The following is a 16,557-nucleotide window of genomic DNA, read 5'->3' on the forward strand; positions in this document are numbered from 1 at the left end:
AACAAAACAATTAAAATATTATAATCACCAACTAATGTGTGTTCGATAAAGACCCCTACTTTTCTATAATCAATATTTTCTACTTACTTTATAAAATTTGTTCGAATAAACTTCGAATTTCTTGTCATTACTCTAATGATCCTTTTGCATTTCCTGTTTGGTTTTAATCACTCAAATCAAACTTAGTTTACTTTAAGTGAACTATAAGAGAAAAAAAAAAGAACAAATGATTATCCGATATTCATTTGTACATTTTTTGTTTTGCGAGATTCTTGAGTCTTATTAACCAATAATTCAACAACCTGTTGAATTATTGCTAATTCCTTTTCATTTAAGAGAATCCCCTCCCAATATAGGTGCTTCTTATGAAGAGAGTTAACAGGGTCCGGAATATCCGTTAGTCCAAGAATGAAATCCGTCGAAACTTGAAAAAGCTGAGCTAAAGCTATCAATTTATCGACGGGAGGATTTCTATACCCTCCTTCGTAACCCGCATAAGAGGATTTGGCCAGTCCAATTTTGATGGCAACTTCTTGCATAGTGAACCTTCGTTCCAAGCGAAGGTTTTTAAGGCGTCCTCCAGAAGTCATACTCAATTCCTTCTTTCTACTTAGATGGTATGACCAATTTGGGTGTGCTCATGAAGACGATCAGAAATAATATGTACTTAATCACGGTACATATATATTTTTTCTTGAATCATAGACACTTCATCGTAAGTGAATATGAGTAGATGGCGTACGTTCCAGCCAGTCATCCTGTACTTGTATAGAATGGAATCGAAGCACAAGACTTGAAGCTAACTTCAAGGGGATAATCCTTAAAGTTTGACCAGAAAGGGCTAGTTTCAATACCCTTTTGGACGTTTCAAAAACAACCTTTCCACATTAGCTAAAGCAATTAAAGTGGACCTTTAAATCTGCTACTTTATTGCACAAAAGAGGGTTAATTATTAATTGAGCTTTTATGCTTTTCTTTAAGATTTTCAACGATATTTTGATAATTTGAGTTATTTTAAAAACCCCATCTTCAAATCTATTAAGATTTATATAAAGTATAGCACATAATTTAGATACGGTATTAACACCTAGAATTATCGTAAAACGAGTACCCACTAGGGTTGCATCGCAGTAAAATCATTAAAACGGGTACCTATTATGCTAAATAGATAGATGAACGACTGACCATTATTACGAAGACTTAGTTAGGAAATGTATGGATAAAGGTTACATCGTCCGGATATTGAATGCGACGACCGCTAGAGAAAGAGAAACCGTGTTAAATTATACGTAAAGCGTAGATTCCATTACTTGAACTTGAAACGCTAAAAACATTGACAAGAGCCAGACGAACACTTGTGAATGCTCTAACAAGGACGATCAATCATCTGCGATTGTATATGAATCACATCTTCCGTGAGTTTCCTCGGCAGAGCTGTGTAATAAACTAAGTTTGTCGTCACGAATTTATTCCACTTAACTCACTAAGAGTATTAGAGCAAAATAAAAGAGCGCTAAACCTTTCATTTTCAAGGTGTAGCGCTCTTTTCGAATGAGATTATATCGTGGTGTTCATCTAAAATGACGTATAAATTCTGAATATCTTATTAAAATTTATAAACTGAAATTTTACTTTACCTACCATAACATAAAAAAACATAATAGGTACTAGACACTAAAAAACCTCTGCAATTGCAACACGCTATTTTTGGCATCCTGATAGATCCTTGTACCCCACAGGATTCAGCATCTCTTCAACACGAGCGCTTTTATGATTTTTCAACGACTATTTACAAATCTATGATGTTTTAATGGAAAATGGATTTCTTCCTTCACTTTCATATGTGGCCAAAGTGCTAAAGCTTGAAAAACTTTCAATTTCATTTGTATAGTTTTGATCCGTCAGGCGAACTTCTAAAGGCGTCACCGTAATAAAGCCTTGTTGAAGCAATATAATATCACTTGTGGAAGTAGTTAACGGGAGTTGCATTTGGTGGTCTTTCAATAAATAATAAACTGGACCACTTGGTTCGTTCACTTCGTTAAGTTTATATTGATGAATACTATAATCTAACTCCGCAAACCTTATTCCTTTGTACTGTGATTCATCGATGTGAGGAATGTTAATATTAAGTAAAAGATTAGAAGTATGCTGTTTACTCAATATTGTTTCTAATACATTCGAGAAAAGTTTTTTTGACGAGCTAAAATCAGTAAGATCTTCATTAAAAATATCTAACGATACGGCAATGGCTGGTATTTTGAAAAATGACGCTTCCCGAGCTCCAGCTATTGTCCCTGAATAATAGATATCCCGTCCCGTATTCGATCCCATGTTCATGCCAGAAACAACTAAATCAATTTCGTTCGGTAATAACACTTCGAGTGCCATCTTCACACAGTCCGCAGGTGTTCCATTTACCGTCCATGCCTTCACTTCTTCACCGAAAACACTTGTTTCATTAACGTATAAAGGTTTCAAAAGTGTAATTGAATGACCCGCTGCACTTTTATCTTGATTAGGACAAACAACATTTACTTCCCCATACTGTTGCAAAACCTCAACGATTGCAGCTAAACCGGGAGAAAATACCCCATCATCATTCGTCACAAGAAACCTCATACAATTACCCCTTTCTTTCAATTAGTTTTTCTATCTTTAACTATAGTTACTAATTATTAAGGACATAATAAATTTGTTTAAAGATATTGTGAAGTTTACAAGAATTACGCAAACAGTTACCTATTTAATAATCCTAAATGCAAAAAGAACCTTACTTTCTCTCAGCTGTTTTTATACCAATTTACTCACTAAGAGTCTAAATACAAATAAAAGAGCGTTAAACCTTTTATTTCAAGGTTTAGCGCTCTTTTAGAATGATATTGCATCATGGTGTTTATCTAAGATGACGTATAGCTCTAAAAATCTTATAAAAATTTGCAAACTACAATTTACAACCAATTGGAAGGGTTCCTCTGTAGTGTATTTTACAGCAGATATGTGTTATTTCTTTCCCCATCTCACACACTAAAAAAAGAAGCGAATTCCCTGCACGGTTATAAAATAACAGAGAGCTTTTCGTTTTAACTAGGATAAATCTATAGAGAAACACCTCTATCGGTCAGAGCTAAATTTATTGTGCTTCTTCATATTCTGTTAGATCGACAAAATATAATTGTAAAAGATAGATGGTCGTGCAAACCCCCATCGCTAGCGAGCTCCATCCAAGCATTTTTTGTTCGACAATTAGGTAGTTGTTACATAATTGATCGTCTGCTATAAGATATAAGGATCCTACCAAATATAACATTACTGTAATAAAGATAAAGATCACGTTTTTCCAAGATGAAGTGAGTTTCTTCCAACTATCACCAAGTGGCAAACCTGCTAAAAAGGGCAGGCTGATAAATTTAAATACTTGTACCGCCTGAATCGTTAAAGCATCATCCATTGCTCTAGGGATCATCCAATAACTCCAAATAATCATAAATAATAAAATTCCCGGAATACCATTACGATTCCACATTTTTAAAAAACGAGGAAATCTCCTTTGAAAAAATGGTGCCATTAAAAACCCAGCTAGCATTAACAAAGGCATTTGCATATGCATATGCAAGACCATAATTGATTCTAACAAATTGGCAACTGGAGGAAGAATTAATACAATATAAAGGATTAATCCGTATACTGTTGATTTCATTGATTATTCCCCTCATTATTCAAATATGATAGAACAGTATTGGTTGCTTCCTCGATTTTAGAAAAGTCCATGACTTCAAGTAAATGTCCTTGTTTACCAAACAAATAAAACGCTACGTTATGCTGAAAATCTCCCTGACCATCTGGTATGACTGTAATACCAAGATCATCTAAAACTGTATCCAATTCGAATTGATCATTTATTCGGGCCATCCGCCAGGTCTCACCATCACTGCCAAAATAAGAGCCATATTGAGCTAACGTTTCTGGATCATCACGTTCTGCATCAAAACTAATACTTAAAAATACAATATCCTTTCCTAAAAATTCACTAGGTAGTAAATCATAGACCTCGGCCATATTCATCTCTAATATAGGGCATACGGTACCGCAGTTTGTATACATAAAAGTAACAAGCACATATTTACCATCAGCAAACTTATCAAATGTAAATGTTCGTTCGCTACTATCCTCTAAAGTGACTTCTGGAAAGAAAGATTTGTTGTTAACGAGTTTATATGTCCTGGCACTTTCAGAAGTAAAGGCATGGAATCCATCAGTTCCTACATAGAACACGAGAATTCCAAACAATAAAACTAGAGCACTAGCGATGGTGGTCTTATTCTTAAGCATGTTAAGCACACCCTTTGATTATTTCTCTTTGACATCATCATGATATTTATTACCATTTGATAGGAATAAAAGAGGAGCACCTAGCTTTGCCCTAGCGCTCCTCGTATATATTGAATCACATGGTTACCATGTTTTAAAAGGTGGTGATCCTGGAGGTGCATTATAGATTAAACTCATAATTGGAGCATAGGCCATCACGACAACTAAAAGTAATAGTACAATCCACAGACCCCAACGCTCAGTCCATAAAGGTGTAAGTAATGCATCATCCTCAGGCTCAGCAATTGGAAATTCTGTATAGCCTTTTGGAGAAAGAAACATCATGTGAAAAACAGCGTAAACTTGAATGATGACACCAATCATTAATAACGTCCCTCCAATGGCGAACACATACTCATAAGGCACCCAACTTAATGCTACTTCGTGATCGCCATATGTCGTATTAGAAGTTCGTCTTGGGTCACCCAGCAACCCAACTAAATGCATTGAACCAGCCATTAAAATCATACCTATAGTCCAAATATAAGTTTGGATGAGTCCTAGTTTATTCATTTGTGGAGTGAATTCACGTTTGGATAAGTAGGGAATTAACCAATAGCAAATTCCAAAGAATGTGAGCACGACTGACGTTCCGACTGTTATATGGAAGTGTCCGACTACCCACATGGTGTTATGAATAACTTGATTTAATTGATTACTAGTATTAACAATCCCTCCTGCCCCACCAGGAATAAAGGATATCATTGCAATCATTGGTGCCAGGAAACGAACATCCTTCCATGGGAGTTTCTTAATCCAACCAAATAATCCTTTTCCACCTAGCTTTCTGCCTGTACGTTCAAAGACAGCAAACATTGCAAAAGCAGTCATTAGTGAAGGAATACCGATTGAGATACTCATAATAAGATGTAAGAATTTAACGTTTTGTGTGATACCCGGGTCAACAATTGTATGGTGAAATCCACCGGGTATATTTAATATAACTAATGCAATCACAACAACCCGAGCTAGTTTATCACTAAATAATCTCCCACCGATAATTTTTGGAATAACTACATACCATGCTGAAATCGCAACTATGTACCAGATGTTTACCAATGTGTGACCGAAGCTCCAGAACAGTGTTCGACTAAGCATGACATTAATGGTTTCTATCCACCCTAAAGACCAGGCAATCAGCATAAACACTTCTACAGTTACACTAATACTTCCGAAAAACCATAAGACAAACACACCCATTGTAAAAAAGGCAAATAGCGGAGTTACTTGGCCGCGATGGGTCTTTCTCCAATGACGGTAGTTGACAAATACTCCAAAACAGCACGCCCATATTCCCAGTACAATAAAAACCAAGCCGATGTAAAACATTGGCGCAGCGGCAAGTGGTGGATAGAAAGTGTACATCACAGATGCATCACCCATGACGATCGTTGTAACTACAAGTACTACACCAATCACCATTAAAACAAAGCCAACCCAAGCCATTTTCCGAACCTTTGCTAATAGTCCTCCCAATGTGTGAGAAAACCCAGCATATAGATAACCAATACTAAAAGTAGCTGTAAAGACAATAAGTAATAAAATTCCGTGTGCTGTTAACACTTGATAATAATTAAGCCATGATGGTAACTGTAATAAGCCTGATCGTTCTAAACCTTGTAATAAGCCTAAAACCCCACCAATGAGCAGTGATATAAATGATACAGTTAGGAATGCTAGTGATAATTTTGCATCTTTTGTGTTTACACCTAATATTTTTTTTGAATGTTTTTCTACTGTTTCATGTGTTTCACGGTTTTTCAGTACCATTAGGTTTCCCTCCCTCCCTTACTTCACCACAATTGTCGTGTACATCGACTGGTGACCAACACCACAATATTCATTACATAAAAATAAATATTCACCCGGTTCCGTAAACGTATGTGATATTTGCTGAATATGTCCTGGTGTAACCATGGCATTTATATTCGTGCCTGGAACCTGAACTCCATGAGTTACATCCTTTGATGTCATTTTGAAATGTACTTCTGATCCTACCGGAATTTCTATATTACTTGGATTAAACGCAAATACCTCTAATGTCATGATTACTTCATACTCGTTCTCACCAATTTCATAAATACCAGGTTTATCAAATGGAGCTGTTTGATCTACTTTCTGTGGATCAATCGTCTCCATACCACTCGGCGGTCCCATACTCAATGCAAATGTTTGATAACCCAGGATCACCATGAAAAGTATTAACACGCCTACAATTATCGAAATCCAAATTTCTTCTGCTCTATGCATCTCATTGACCTCCTATACTCTTGACATAAATAACCAGAACACACCAATCCACATCACGATAATAACAGTACTAACAAATCCTACTGATACCAGCGTACCCCACAAGGAATTTTCCTCTTCCGACTTACTCTTTTTTTCTTTAGAAAACTGACCAACAGTCATCATAATCACTCCCTTCATCTTGAACTTATCTATTTAGCGTAGATGGTGGAAAACCATTATTAATGTAAAGATGAATTAATAACCGCAGCTATTATTTGGCAACGCTATGTCGCTAGCACTGTACTGTACCCACACTTCATGACCAAAACAGCCACTGACGAATTTTATCCTAAGTCCACAAGATGATTTACTGTTTTGAATTACTCCATAGAAAGCAATTTCAACTGATAAATTCTCGCAAAATGGTAACAGTCTACTCCTCTTCAGATATCGTTTTTTCAGTATTACTGGTATCATGAATAAAAGTGTATACTCATGACGATAAAGAAGATTAACGCATTAACTATTTCCAAAATCCCCATTTTCATAGGGCGCATTGGTATTCTTGGACCCCCAATAGCTCGGATTAAACTGGGCAAAAATGCAAGAGCAATCAACCATTTTCCAATAACCAGAAAAGCTAAAGGGACTAAGCTATGATAGATCCACGATAACCAGCGAAACTTTTGATTCTTTTTTTCTCGTAACACTGTTTTCACGAAAAATGTACTACCAACGAAGAATAATACAGATACACCTACTATCAGCCAGGCTAGTGTGTTAATTTGGTTGGCTCCAAGCATATAAGTAGCAATCGAGCTTAGGGAAAAAGCAATAATTGCACTAATATCATTCCAGAAATATCTGTCTTTATTTCGAATTCCGAAATAGATGTTTAATAAAAAGAAAGGTATCATTAACAACCCAACGAATCCAATGGAAGGTCTCATCACGACCACTGGAATTATAAATACAATTGCAGTAAAAAAGTATCGATAAAACCAAGTCATATGAAATTTAACTTTCTTCTTTTTTATCGCTTGCACTAGGGGATACGTAGATAGATAAAGAGGTACCCATCCTATTGCAAGAACTATTTGTAGCCAATCAAAACCACCAGCTACCATTCCTAAGACAAAGGGAACAACTAACATGGCCCAGGCACCATGCTGCTTTGACATATATAGTTTCACTCTATTTCACCTCAATTTTAACCTTCTTTTTTCTCATTATTTTAAGTATGTAAAACACAATAAGGTTTGCTCTCCATGTAGTCACCTGTCATTACGTATGATCATCCTCCGCCAACATGTCTAAATGGTCGCTACCCTATCAAAGGGAACCCTAGTCGACAGTTTCCCAAATAACCGACAAAAGGATTTTGGTTGTAATCTTGTAAGCTCGCTGTTTCAGCCCTATCATCTCCTGATATATTTCATTTAACAATTGCTTATTTCCATCTTACAAGTACTTTTATCATTTGGATGTGAGATATATCATCAGTTTTATATGATTTAAATCACATCTCTAAATAAAATAATAATCGATTAAAAATAAAGGATTATCGTGGTAAAATTGTAAGTGTAACCGGGAAGGAAGAGTAAAATGAATCCTCAGTCAATACAAGATCTATTACAAAAATTCACTTTATTCAAAGATTTATCTAATGAAGAGATGTCATCTATCGTTGAATTGGCAAAATCCAGAAGATATAAAAAAGGCACACATATATTTTTTCAAGGCGACACGCTCACCAACGTTTATTTCATCGACCAAGGAGCAGTAAAAATATATAAAACAGACATTCACGGCAAAGAACAAATTGTTAATGTTCTTAGTCCTGGTCAAATGTTTCCTCATCAAGGTTTTTTCCGACAAGATAACTGCCCGGCAAATGTTGAAGTTGCCGAAGACGCCAAGTTGATTTATATACCGATTCACTTATTTGAAATCTTTTTATACAATAATCCAGGTACTAGCGTTAAGTTATTTAAAGTATTAGGTGATTTAATAGTGGATTTGCAAAAACGGTTAGAAGAGCAGATTCTTCACAATACTTTTGAACAAATTATCATGTTGATATTACGATTATTGGATACCCATGGTACTAAGATAGATGAAGATTCATTTATACTTAGTACACACTTTACAAATCAGGAATTAGCCAACATGATTGGTTCTAGCAGAGAAACTGTTAGTAGAACATTAAGCCAACTGAAAAAACTGAAAGTAGTTACAACTAATGACAAAGGTGACTTAGTTTTTAATAAGAAAGGATTAGAAGAATTATTTTAATAGACCTTGCTAGACAACGTTAAAAGCATTCTTTTAAACCGACAAAAATCCTAGAAAGAACACCATATGGATGTTCTTTCTAGGATTTTAAGTATTGCAATACATTAACAACTGCCGCTTCACCCTGATCTATACAATCTGGAATACCAATCCCATGATAAGATGCACCCGCTAAATATACACCTGGAATCTTTTCTTTCATTTGTTCAGTCAATTTATCAAGTCTGTCTTTATGTCCAACTGTATATTGTGGCATGGCATTTACCCATCTTGTAACAACTGAAAACTCAGGTTTTTGAGTGATATTCATGAGTTTACTTAAATCATTCAATGCAATGTCAGTCAATTCTTGATCCGACAAATTAACTACACCTTCATCGCCTGGTTTACCTAAGAAACATCGTAAAAGCACTTTACCTTCTGGTGTTGCTATTTTCGGCCATTTTTTATGGGTCCATGTACATGCAGTGATTCGATAGTCACTATTTCTAGCAACAACAAATCCAGTCCCGTCCATATCCTTCTTTATTGCTGATGCATCAAATGCCAAAGCTATATTTGCAACAGAGGATGTTGGTACCATTTCTTTCACCGGAACCATAAACTCATATTGGTGAAACATCTGTTGCATAGCAAATGCTGGAGTAGCTAATATGACCGCATCCGCCAGATAACTTTCACCATTTCTAAATTGCAAATAGTATTTATTATCTTTTCGTTCGATGTTCTCTACAGAAATGCCCTTCATGACAGTGCCATCTTCTAATTTCTCTTCGACCGCTTCTACTAATGACTGTAGTCCGTTTTTTAAGCTATAGAACATGCTTGGTTTTGACCCTTTGGTCTTTTTCTTTTTCGGCATTGAAGTTTGTAAGCCTCGAACAAGACTTCGATGCTTTTGTTCAAGTTGATAAAAATTGGGGAAGGTTGCCATTAAGCTTAATTCGTTAATATCTCCAGCATATATACCAGAAAGTAAAGGCTCTACAAGATTATCGACTAATTCATCACCAAAGCGTCTCCGAAAAAATTTACCTAACGATTGATCACTTACTTGCTCACCCCTTGGTAAAACTACATCACAGGAAGCTCGTAATTTTCCTTTAGTGGAGAAAAGGCGAGAAAACAAAAATGGTCTTACTTCAGTTGGAATCCCCATAAATGATCCACTTGGCATCTTATGAAGCTTATTTTTCACTAAAATAAAAGATTGTCCTGTTCCATTTTTAACTAAGTCATGCTCCAAACCTACTTCTTTCACTAATCTTGCAGCAGACTGTTTCCTTATTAAAAAAGAATCTGGACCACGTTCAATCATGTAGCCATCCTTCTTAATTGTTTTAATTTTGCCACCAAGATTATCGCTCGCTTCAATTAGCTTAATTTTATATGGCAGTTGCTTCTCCTTTATTTCTTTTTGCAAATAATAAGCTGCTGTAAGCCCGGCAATTCCTCCTCCGACAATAGCGATATGCTTGTCTTTACTCATGAAACATCAGTCCTTTCGTCTTTTTCCCATTAAATGTTTGATGTTTTTTTATGATGATTTGTTTTACCACTTTTCAGCACCCCTATTTATATAGTTCAAGGCTAATTGTTGATTTTGATTCTTTATAGAAGTATTGCTGTATACTGAACGCTTTTTTATAACTAGATAGTTTTTCTCTATTACGGAATAAATTATATCAAGCAAATTAATTGGACTATGTGTCCTAAATCACATACTAAAACCTAAGTTTGTCGCCTTGATGAAGTTGTTGATTATCATTAACTAATAAAAAAGCCTTTAGAGGTAATAGATTCATACAAATTAAACAGCGGAGTGATAAGGGATCTGTGAAATCACTTTTTTGAGGATGCGTTATTTGGATATTTACCAAGTCATTTTGGGAAGCAGATATGAAAGGAAGTAGCATTCGAGCAATTGATACCACTACTAAAATATGGATTAGTCGCAGGGATATGTTCTATTAGATACACATCGCTATCGCCCTACCCATCCATATTAATGGATTCTGAATCATTTTTCATAAGAAAAAGTCTGCGATGTGTTCGCAGACTTGAGAAGAAAATTATTAAATATATCTTGGGAAAAGAATATTCTGCTCTAAGTGTACGTGCATGAAAGTTTCTCCTTCAAGCAATTCAAGGCGCTTGTAAACGAGGCGGTAAGTACCACATCCGTCAACTGGAGGCGTAAAGTCAAACGTAATTTCTCTAAGTTCTTTTAAGATAGCACCAACATGGTCATGTTCTTTTTCAAGTTCTTTAATATAGCTAATGGTCTCTTCACGATTTTCGATTGAGTTTTCTGCTAGCTTTTTAATTAAAGGAAAAACTATTGTTTCTTCTTTAGCAGAGTGCTCAGTCATTTCTTTTTTATATTCAAAGAATAATTCTTTAACTCTAGCTAGTTCTGGATGAGATTCGCCATGTACCTTAAAGACCTTAGTTACATAAGGGCTAAGCTCTGCTAGTTCTACCATTAATGGGCGATGAATATTGTTGATAACATGGTTAATAATAGTATTAGTATCAGATTCTAACCAGACATCCATATTTTTATCGGCTGGTGTACTATTTTCAAAAACAACAGTTAATTCGTCCAATAATGTCGACACTTCTACATTATTTTCAATTGCTGCTGCAGTTATAGAAATGTTACCGCCACAGCAAAAGTCTATACGAAAACGCTTGAAAACATCACTCGATTTAGGTAATTCATTTACAATATCTTTAACTAAAGTATTGGCTGAAATGGGTAGAGTCATCATTTATTTTTCCTCCTTCGAATTGTCGGTCTTTTTCTTCTTTACACTCTTATCTTAAAGGAACAAAATTTTTTATTAGTGACCCAAATCACTCTTTGGGCTTTTTTTAAAAAGAATAATAAAAAGCAATATCTTTGTCACTTTTCAACTCCCATTTATTCTTCCCTCTCTTAAATGAGAGCAAATATGTAATTGTTCTATAAATAGTTGATTAATTTCTTAGAACAGAGGCTTTTGGACTTCATTGTAATTGATAGAAATTTGTTAAACCCTTGAAGTTTTCAATAGTTTAATTTGTGTCTATTTGATGGAGTATATGATGAGTATTTAAAAGTGTGAAATATATCACACACAGTGCCACGAATGAATTTTATACTTGCTTTAACAATTTATTTAGGAGGGCTTAGAATGTTTCCACAAGACTATAATGAAAATCCATTCATCGTTATCTGGGAGTTGACGCGTGCCTGCGAGCTAAAATGCCTACACTGTAGAGCTGAGGCTCAATACTTTCGTGATCCCCGTGAATTAACGCTTGATGAGGGTAAAAAATTAATTGATGATATATATGATATGAATAATCCAATGCTCGTTTTTACTGGCGGGGATCCATTAATGCGACCAGACGTCTTTGAAATTGCCGAATATGCCGTAAAAAAAGGTGTGCGTGTTTCCATGACACCCTCTGCAACACCGAATGTCACGAAAGAAGCAATGAAAAAAGCAAAAGATGTTGGACTATCCAGATGGGCCTTCTCTATAGATGGACATTGTGCAGAAGTTCATGATCATTTTCGAGGGACAGCTGGCTCATTTGATTTAACAATGAATGCAATCAGCTACTTACATGAATTAGAGATGCCTCTCCAAATTAATACGGTGATTTCAAGATACAATGTGGACTATCTGGATGAAATGGCTAAGATGGTAGAAAATCTTAATTGTGTATTATGGAGTGTGTTTTTCCTTGTTCCTACTGGACGAGGAAAAGAGAGTGATATGATCTCACCTGTAGAACATGAAAAAGTATTACAGTGGTTATATAAATTGTCAAAACGAGTTCCTTTTGATATAAAAACAACTGCTGCACAACATTATCGTCGGGTAGTTATTCAAAACAAAATGAGGGAAAGTGCTAGTAATGATGACACCATTCTCTATGAAGATGCTTTAATGAGTGGAAAGACCGGACAAATAGATGGCCTCGGCCGTGCACCTAAAGGCGTTAATGACGGGAATGGATTTGTGTTTATTTCCCATACCGGCGATGTCTTTCCAAGTGGATTGTTGCCAATAAATGCAGGGAATGTACGAAAAACGTCCCTTGCGACGATCTATCGTGAATCAGAAGTGTTCCAAAATCTACGGAATCCCGATAAGTATAAAGGGAAATGTGGCGTATGTGAATTTCGTCATGTATGTGGGGGATCCAGATCGAGAGCATTCAATATAACCGGAGATTATATGGAAAGCGAACCGTATTGTATTTATATTCCTAAGTCACTTCGAAAAAAGAAAAAACTACTGACTACTATAGAATCCTAAAATCTATAGGGCCGAACGGTGCAAATACCACCGATCGGCTCTTTTTCTACAGACAACCCCGGTATCTTCTCTGTTACTTATCCCATTCCATTCTAAATTCTGCGTAAGAGGTAGGTGTTTCATATAACCGTGCAAATTCTACTGCTATTCCCTCAACAATCTTAGGTTTTGAGTCAATTCCTTCCTCCATTTTCTTGTAAATCCAATACACCATATTTTCTGCTGTTGTATTCACGGGTGGTAACAACTCATTCCAATATGTAAGGTCTCCCCCATATTTCTGCAATCCATCTACAATTTTAAAACCAAACATTTTCTTCCTCCTTTAAGAATCTACAGATGATTTAAGTATCAGTTTAAAGAATAGGACTTGCCTTCTATTTAGGTCTAGTGATTTCCGTTTCAGGCGGATGCTTTCCACTGCAATCATTCTCCTTTTAAAAATCAACAGTGATACCAATATAGTTTTAAAAGTAAATATAAAAAATTGTCCTATCTTGTAAAATAAAAGTACCCAATATATAGATAGGACGTTCAGGTTTGGATCACTTATTCCAAAATAAACGGTCAAATCAAGCCTGGTTTATCATCAAAATAAACAGCCAAATAGTACCCAAATTAGCACCTCATTTGGAGGTTTTTTTATAATTAACAGAAAAATTTAAAGGTGAAAATGGATATTGTTGGTATAATAAATAAAAGATATTTCTTTAATGAACTAATGATGCAGGTTAGTTGAGCGTAATATATTAGAAAAATCGAAAAAAGAGGAGTGTTAAATAATGGATGATTCGATTGGTTACGTTATGGTCGCATTTATAATAATAGGTACAACATACGGTTTAGTTAGACAAATCCAACATATTATGACTATCCAACGAATTAGAAAAACAGATTTATCTAATTACAAAAGGTCATTAATTGGATACTATCTAGAGTCTGGGTCACTTTTGGGTTTTCTCATTTCTTTTACATTAAACGTATTAGTCGGAATACAAATAATCCAGTCAAGTCTAGTTACAAGTGATAAAACTGTTTTAAGTTGTTTTATATTTCTTGGTATATTTTTAATTACTAAATTGATAGTCATTCCTAAAAACAGTAAACAACACAAATTATTAAAGGGATAACGGGATGCTTTATTAAATTATCGTTTGGTATTGAACTAACGGGCAACTGGGTTCTTGTCACATTAATTTTATTTATTTTCTTATCTTTTATAAAATGGGGAAAAGCTCCCCGCTTTACTAAAGATACAAAGTATTTTAGGAAGTTCTTTATAGCTTCATCCCCACGGGTAATAGCTATGACCCAATTATTTTATGGTAAGGATTATTCTCTTATAGTAATAAAACTTAACCCATATCTTTTCATAATTACAGTGATATTTAACACTTAATTTACGCATTGTCGATTATTTGTTTTCCACCGAATACATTAATTATTTTATCTTTGATTGTTTGTTTTTTTTCACTGAATCTGATCAAGCGCATTGAGTTTAGAATAACAATCAATACACTCACTTCATGTATAAACATTCCTGATGCTAAATGTACGTTTCCTGCGAGTACACCAATTAACAACACAAAGACGATTGAAATAGCTATAAAAATATTTTGTTTCATATTTCGCATTGTTTTTTTAGATAATGAATAAGCATGAGAAAACTGCATAAGTTTATCGGCCATTAATACGACATCAGCAGTTTCCATGGATATGTCAGTTCCACCTTCGCCCATCGCTACTCCTATATCGGCTGTGGCAATTGCTGGCGCGTCATTGATACCGTCACCTGCCATGGCTACGACGTGTCCTTGCATTTTTAACTTTTTAATAAATTCAACTTTGTCTTCTGGCAATAATTCTGCATGAAACTCATCCAAGCCTAGTTCGTTTGATACTAATGCAGCGGTGTGTCTATTATCTCCTGTTAGCATAATCACTTTTCGAATCCCATTTTTCCTCATTTCTTCTAAAGCCATAGAAGCATCTTCACGAATCTGATCGGCAATCGAGATTATGCCAGCTATTTGTCCATCAATTGCTGAAAAAATAGCTGTATTCCCTATTTTTTCTCGAGCTAATGCAAAATTTTCTGCTTCTTTTGAGATCATGATTCCTTCAGCATTCATCAATTTCCGGTTTCCTACAACTAGCACGTGATCATCTACTTTGGCTCGGATACCATTTCCCTTTATAATATCCACAGCTTTTGGTTTATAGCTTACATTGATATGTTTTTTTTGTGCTTCTTTAACAATAGTTCTACCCAAATGATGTTCAGATGTGGTTTCTGCAAGCGCCACTAACCTTAATAATTCATCTGTTTCGTAATTGTTGAAGGTTTGGATATTTGTTACTTCTGGTTTGCCTTTTGTGAGAGTACCGGTTTTATCCAACACCAATGTGTTTACTTTGGAGAATCTATCCATTATTTCTCCACCTTTTATTAGAACACCATTTTTAGCGCCATTACCGATACCAGCTACGTTAGAAACCGGGGCTCCAATTACCAAAGCACCTGGACAAGCAATTACCAAAAAGGTAATGGACAAGTGCAAATCTCGGGTAATGAAAAAAATGACAATGGATAATAAAGCAACTATGGGTGTATAGATGTTTGCAAATTTATCCAATACCTTCTGTGCTTTTGATTTTGATTCTTGTGCTTCTTCCACAAGCTCAATAATTTTAGCGAAAGTAGTGTCATCACCAACCTTTTCAGCCACAATTTCAATATATCCATTGTCTACAATCGTTCCACTAAATACTTTATCCGCTATTCGTTTTGAAGCAGGCATTGATTCACCAGTTATAACTGCTTCATTTAAATATGCATGGCCAATTACAATACTTCCATCCACCGGCACTTTTCCACCCGCTCGAATAATAATGTGATCACCTTCTATTACTTCTTCAACAGGAACAAAAATATTCTCACCACCGCGTATCAGCAATGCTTCTTGAGGGGCCATATCGATTAAGTTTTTTAATGAAGAGCGTGTTTTTTCTAGTGTTCTTACTTCCAAATATGCTCCGAATAAGAACAAGAACGTCACAACGGCAGACTCCGTGTATTCTTGGATGAAAAGAGCACCAATCACAGCAACTGTTACTAATAATTCTATGCTAAAAGCCTTCATTCGCAATGCTTGGTAAGCTTTCATAGAAATCGGAACACTTGCAATAATTGTTGCAAGAATAAGAGTGAAATCTACATATTTTGAATTACCTAGGAGATTTAAGGCAAATCCAAAGACTATGAGAAACCCTGATATAGCGGTAATTTTATTTTTATATTTATTCACTATTTGAATCACTTTTAACTCCTCCTTCTCTATTA

14 protein-coding genes and 1 pseudogene are annotated in these 16,557 nt (G+C 35.3%); 3 read left to right on the forward strand and 12 right to left on the reverse strand.

The window, feature by feature from the left end:
* Positions 1-230: 230 nt before the first annotated feature.
* From E2636_RS16245 to E2636_RS16280, 8 genes are all read right to left on the reverse strand, one after another.
* Entirely contained in the window at positions 231-590 is a 360-nt protein-coding gene (locus E2636_RS16245) for a helix-turn-helix domain-containing protein (protein ID WP_134211147.1), read from the reverse strand.
* Positions 591-1,797: 1,207 nt separating this feature from the next.
* Positions 1,798-2,610 carry a 5'/3'-nucleotidase SurE gene (surE, locus tag E2636_RS16250; RefSeq protein ID WP_166669558.1) on the reverse strand — a complete coding sequence of 271 codons (813 nt, stop codon included), beginning with the start codon at positions 2,608-2,610 and terminating at the stop codon, positions 1,798-1,800.
* A 523-nt stretch (positions 2,611-3,133) separates the two neighbouring features.
* Positions 3,134-3,700 (reverse strand): hypothetical protein, encoded by a 567-nt coding sequence (locus tag E2636_RS16255; protein WP_134211149.1) that lies wholly within the window; start codon positions 3,698-3,700, stop codon positions 3,134-3,136.
* Positions 3,697-4,332, reverse strand: a complete 636-nt coding sequence (locus E2636_RS16260; protein WP_134211150.1) for an SCO family protein — start codon at positions 4,330-4,332, stop codon at positions 3,697-3,699. The genes E2636_RS16255 and E2636_RS16260 overlap by 4 nt, the downstream gene beginning before the upstream one ends.
* Before the next feature lie 123 nt (positions 4,333-4,455).
* Entirely contained in the window at positions 4,456-6,141 is a 1,686-nt protein-coding gene (locus E2636_RS16265) for a cbb3-type cytochrome c oxidase subunit I (RefSeq protein ID WP_134211151.1), read from the reverse strand.
* Positions 6,142-6,159: 18 nt separating this feature from the next.
* The gene (locus E2636_RS16270) at positions 6,160-6,621 is read right to left on the reverse strand and encodes a cytochrome c oxidase subunit II (protein ID WP_134211152.1); all 462 of its coding nucleotides are present in this window, start codon (positions 6,619-6,621) and stop codon (positions 6,160-6,162) included.
* Between the two features lie 12 nt (positions 6,622-6,633).
* On the reverse strand, positions 6,634-6,783 hold the full coding sequence (locus E2636_RS16275) for a cytochrome c oxidase subunit 2A (protein ID WP_243840682.1): 150 nt from the start codon (positions 6,781-6,783) through the stop codon (positions 6,634-6,636).
* 293 nt (positions 6,784-7,076) lie between these two features.
* The gene (locus E2636_RS16280; protein ID WP_134211154.1) at positions 7,077-7,796 is read right to left on the reverse strand and encodes a YwiC-like family protein; all 720 of its coding nucleotides are present in this window, start codon (positions 7,794-7,796) and stop codon (positions 7,077-7,079) included.
* A gap of 412 nt (positions 7,797-8,208) precedes the next feature.
* Between E2636_RS16280 and E2636_RS16285 the strand changes: the two genes are divergently transcribed.
* Positions 8,209-8,898 carry a Crp/Fnr family transcriptional regulator gene (locus tag E2636_RS16285; protein ID WP_134211155.1) on the forward strand — a complete coding sequence of 230 codons (690 nt, stop codon included), beginning with the start codon at positions 8,209-8,211 and terminating at the stop codon, positions 8,896-8,898.
* A gap of 79 nt (positions 8,899-8,977) precedes the next feature.
* Here E2636_RS16285 and hemY read toward each other — a convergent pair whose 3' ends face one another.
* Together hemY and ric are read right to left on the reverse strand one after the other, a co-directional pair.
* Positions 8,978-10,387: a protoporphyrinogen oxidase gene (hemY, locus tag E2636_RS16290; RefSeq protein ID WP_134211156.1), complete on the reverse strand. Its 1,410-nt coding sequence runs from the start codon at positions 10,385-10,387 to the stop codon at positions 8,978-8,980.
* Positions 10,388-10,973: 586 nt separating this feature from the next.
* A complete protein-coding gene (ric, locus tag E2636_RS16295) occupies positions 10,974-11,672 on the reverse strand; it encodes an iron-sulfur cluster repair di-iron protein (RefSeq protein WP_243840683.1) in 699 nt (232 codons plus the stop codon).
* 405 nt (positions 11,673-12,077) lie between these two features.
* On the opposite strand from ric, the gene E2636_RS16300 reads away from it, so the two are divergent.
* The gene (locus E2636_RS16300; protein WP_134211157.1) at positions 12,078-13,214 is read left to right on the forward strand and encodes a TIGR04053 family radical SAM/SPASM domain-containing protein; all 1,137 of its coding nucleotides are present in this window, start codon (positions 12,078-12,080) and stop codon (positions 13,212-13,214) included.
* Positions 13,215-13,287: 73 nt separating this feature from the next.
* Here the strand turns inward: E2636_RS16300 and E2636_RS16305 are convergent.
* A pseudogene (locus E2636_RS16305) lies at positions 13,288-13,482 on the reverse strand (6-pyruvoyl trahydropterin synthase family protein); the annotation flags it as partial.
* A gap of 514 nt (positions 13,483-13,996) precedes the next feature.
* Between E2636_RS16305 and E2636_RS16310 the strand changes: the two are divergent.
* Positions 13,997-14,344: a hypothetical protein gene (locus E2636_RS16310; RefSeq protein ID WP_134211159.1), complete on the forward strand. Its 348-nt coding sequence runs from the start codon at positions 13,997-13,999 to the stop codon at positions 14,342-14,344.
* 270 nt (positions 14,345-14,614) lie between these two features.
* Here the strand turns inward: E2636_RS16310 and E2636_RS16315 are convergent, their stop codons facing one another.
* The gene (locus E2636_RS16315) at positions 14,615-16,534 is read right to left on the reverse strand and encodes a heavy metal translocating P-type ATPase (RefSeq protein ID WP_134211160.1); all 1,920 of its coding nucleotides are present in this window, start codon (positions 16,532-16,534) and stop codon (positions 14,615-14,617) included.
* Between the last annotated feature and the right edge of the window lie 23 nt (positions 16,535-16,557).

Source organism: Paenisporosarcina antarctica, assembly GCF_004367585.1.
GTDB lineage: Bacteria > Bacillota > Bacilli > Bacillales_A > Planococcaceae > Paenisporosarcina > Paenisporosarcina antarctica.

Excerpts from the sequence above, each read along its gene's own strand:
- E2636_RS16245 (WP_134211147.1), bottom strand. The coding sequence starts at position 590 with ATGACTTCTGGAGGACGCCTTAAAAACCTTCGCTTGGAACGAAGGTTC.
- E2636_RS16255 (WP_134211149.1), bottom strand. The coding sequence starts at position 3,700 with ATGAAATCAACAGTATACGGATTAATCCTTTATATTGTATTAATTCTT.
- E2636_RS16260 (WP_134211150.1), bottom strand. The coding sequence starts at position 4,332 with ATGCTTAAGAATAAGACCACCATCGCTAGTGCTCTAGTTTTATTGTTT.
- E2636_RS16265 (WP_134211151.1), bottom strand. The coding sequence starts at position 6,141 with ATGGTACTGAAAAACCGTGAAACACATGAAACAGTAGAAAAACATTCA.
- E2636_RS16270 (WP_134211152.1), bottom strand. The coding sequence starts at position 6,621 with ATGCATAGAGCAGAAGAAATTTGGATTTCGATAATTGTAGGCGTGTTA.
- E2636_RS16275 (WP_243840682.1), bottom strand. The coding sequence starts at position 6,783 with ATGACTGTTGGTCAGTTTTCTAAAGAAAAAAAGAGTAAGTCGGAAGAG.
- E2636_RS16285 (WP_134211155.1), top strand. The coding sequence starts at position 8,209 with ATGAATCCTCAGTCAATACAAGATCTATTACAAAAATTCACTTTATTC.
- hemY (WP_134211156.1), bottom strand. The coding sequence starts at position 10,387 with ATGAGTAAAGACAAGCATATCGCTATTGTCGGAGGAGGAATTGCCGGG.
- ric (WP_243840683.1), bottom strand. The coding sequence starts at position 11,672 with ATGATGACTCTACCCATTTCAGCCAATACTTTAGTTAAAGATATTGTA.
- E2636_RS16300 (WP_134211157.1), top strand. The coding sequence starts at position 12,078 with ATGTTTCCACAAGACTATAATGAAAATCCATTCATCGTTATCTGGGAG.
- E2636_RS16310 (WP_134211159.1), top strand. The coding sequence starts at position 13,997 with ATGGATGATTCGATTGGTTACGTTATGGTCGCATTTATAATAATAGGT.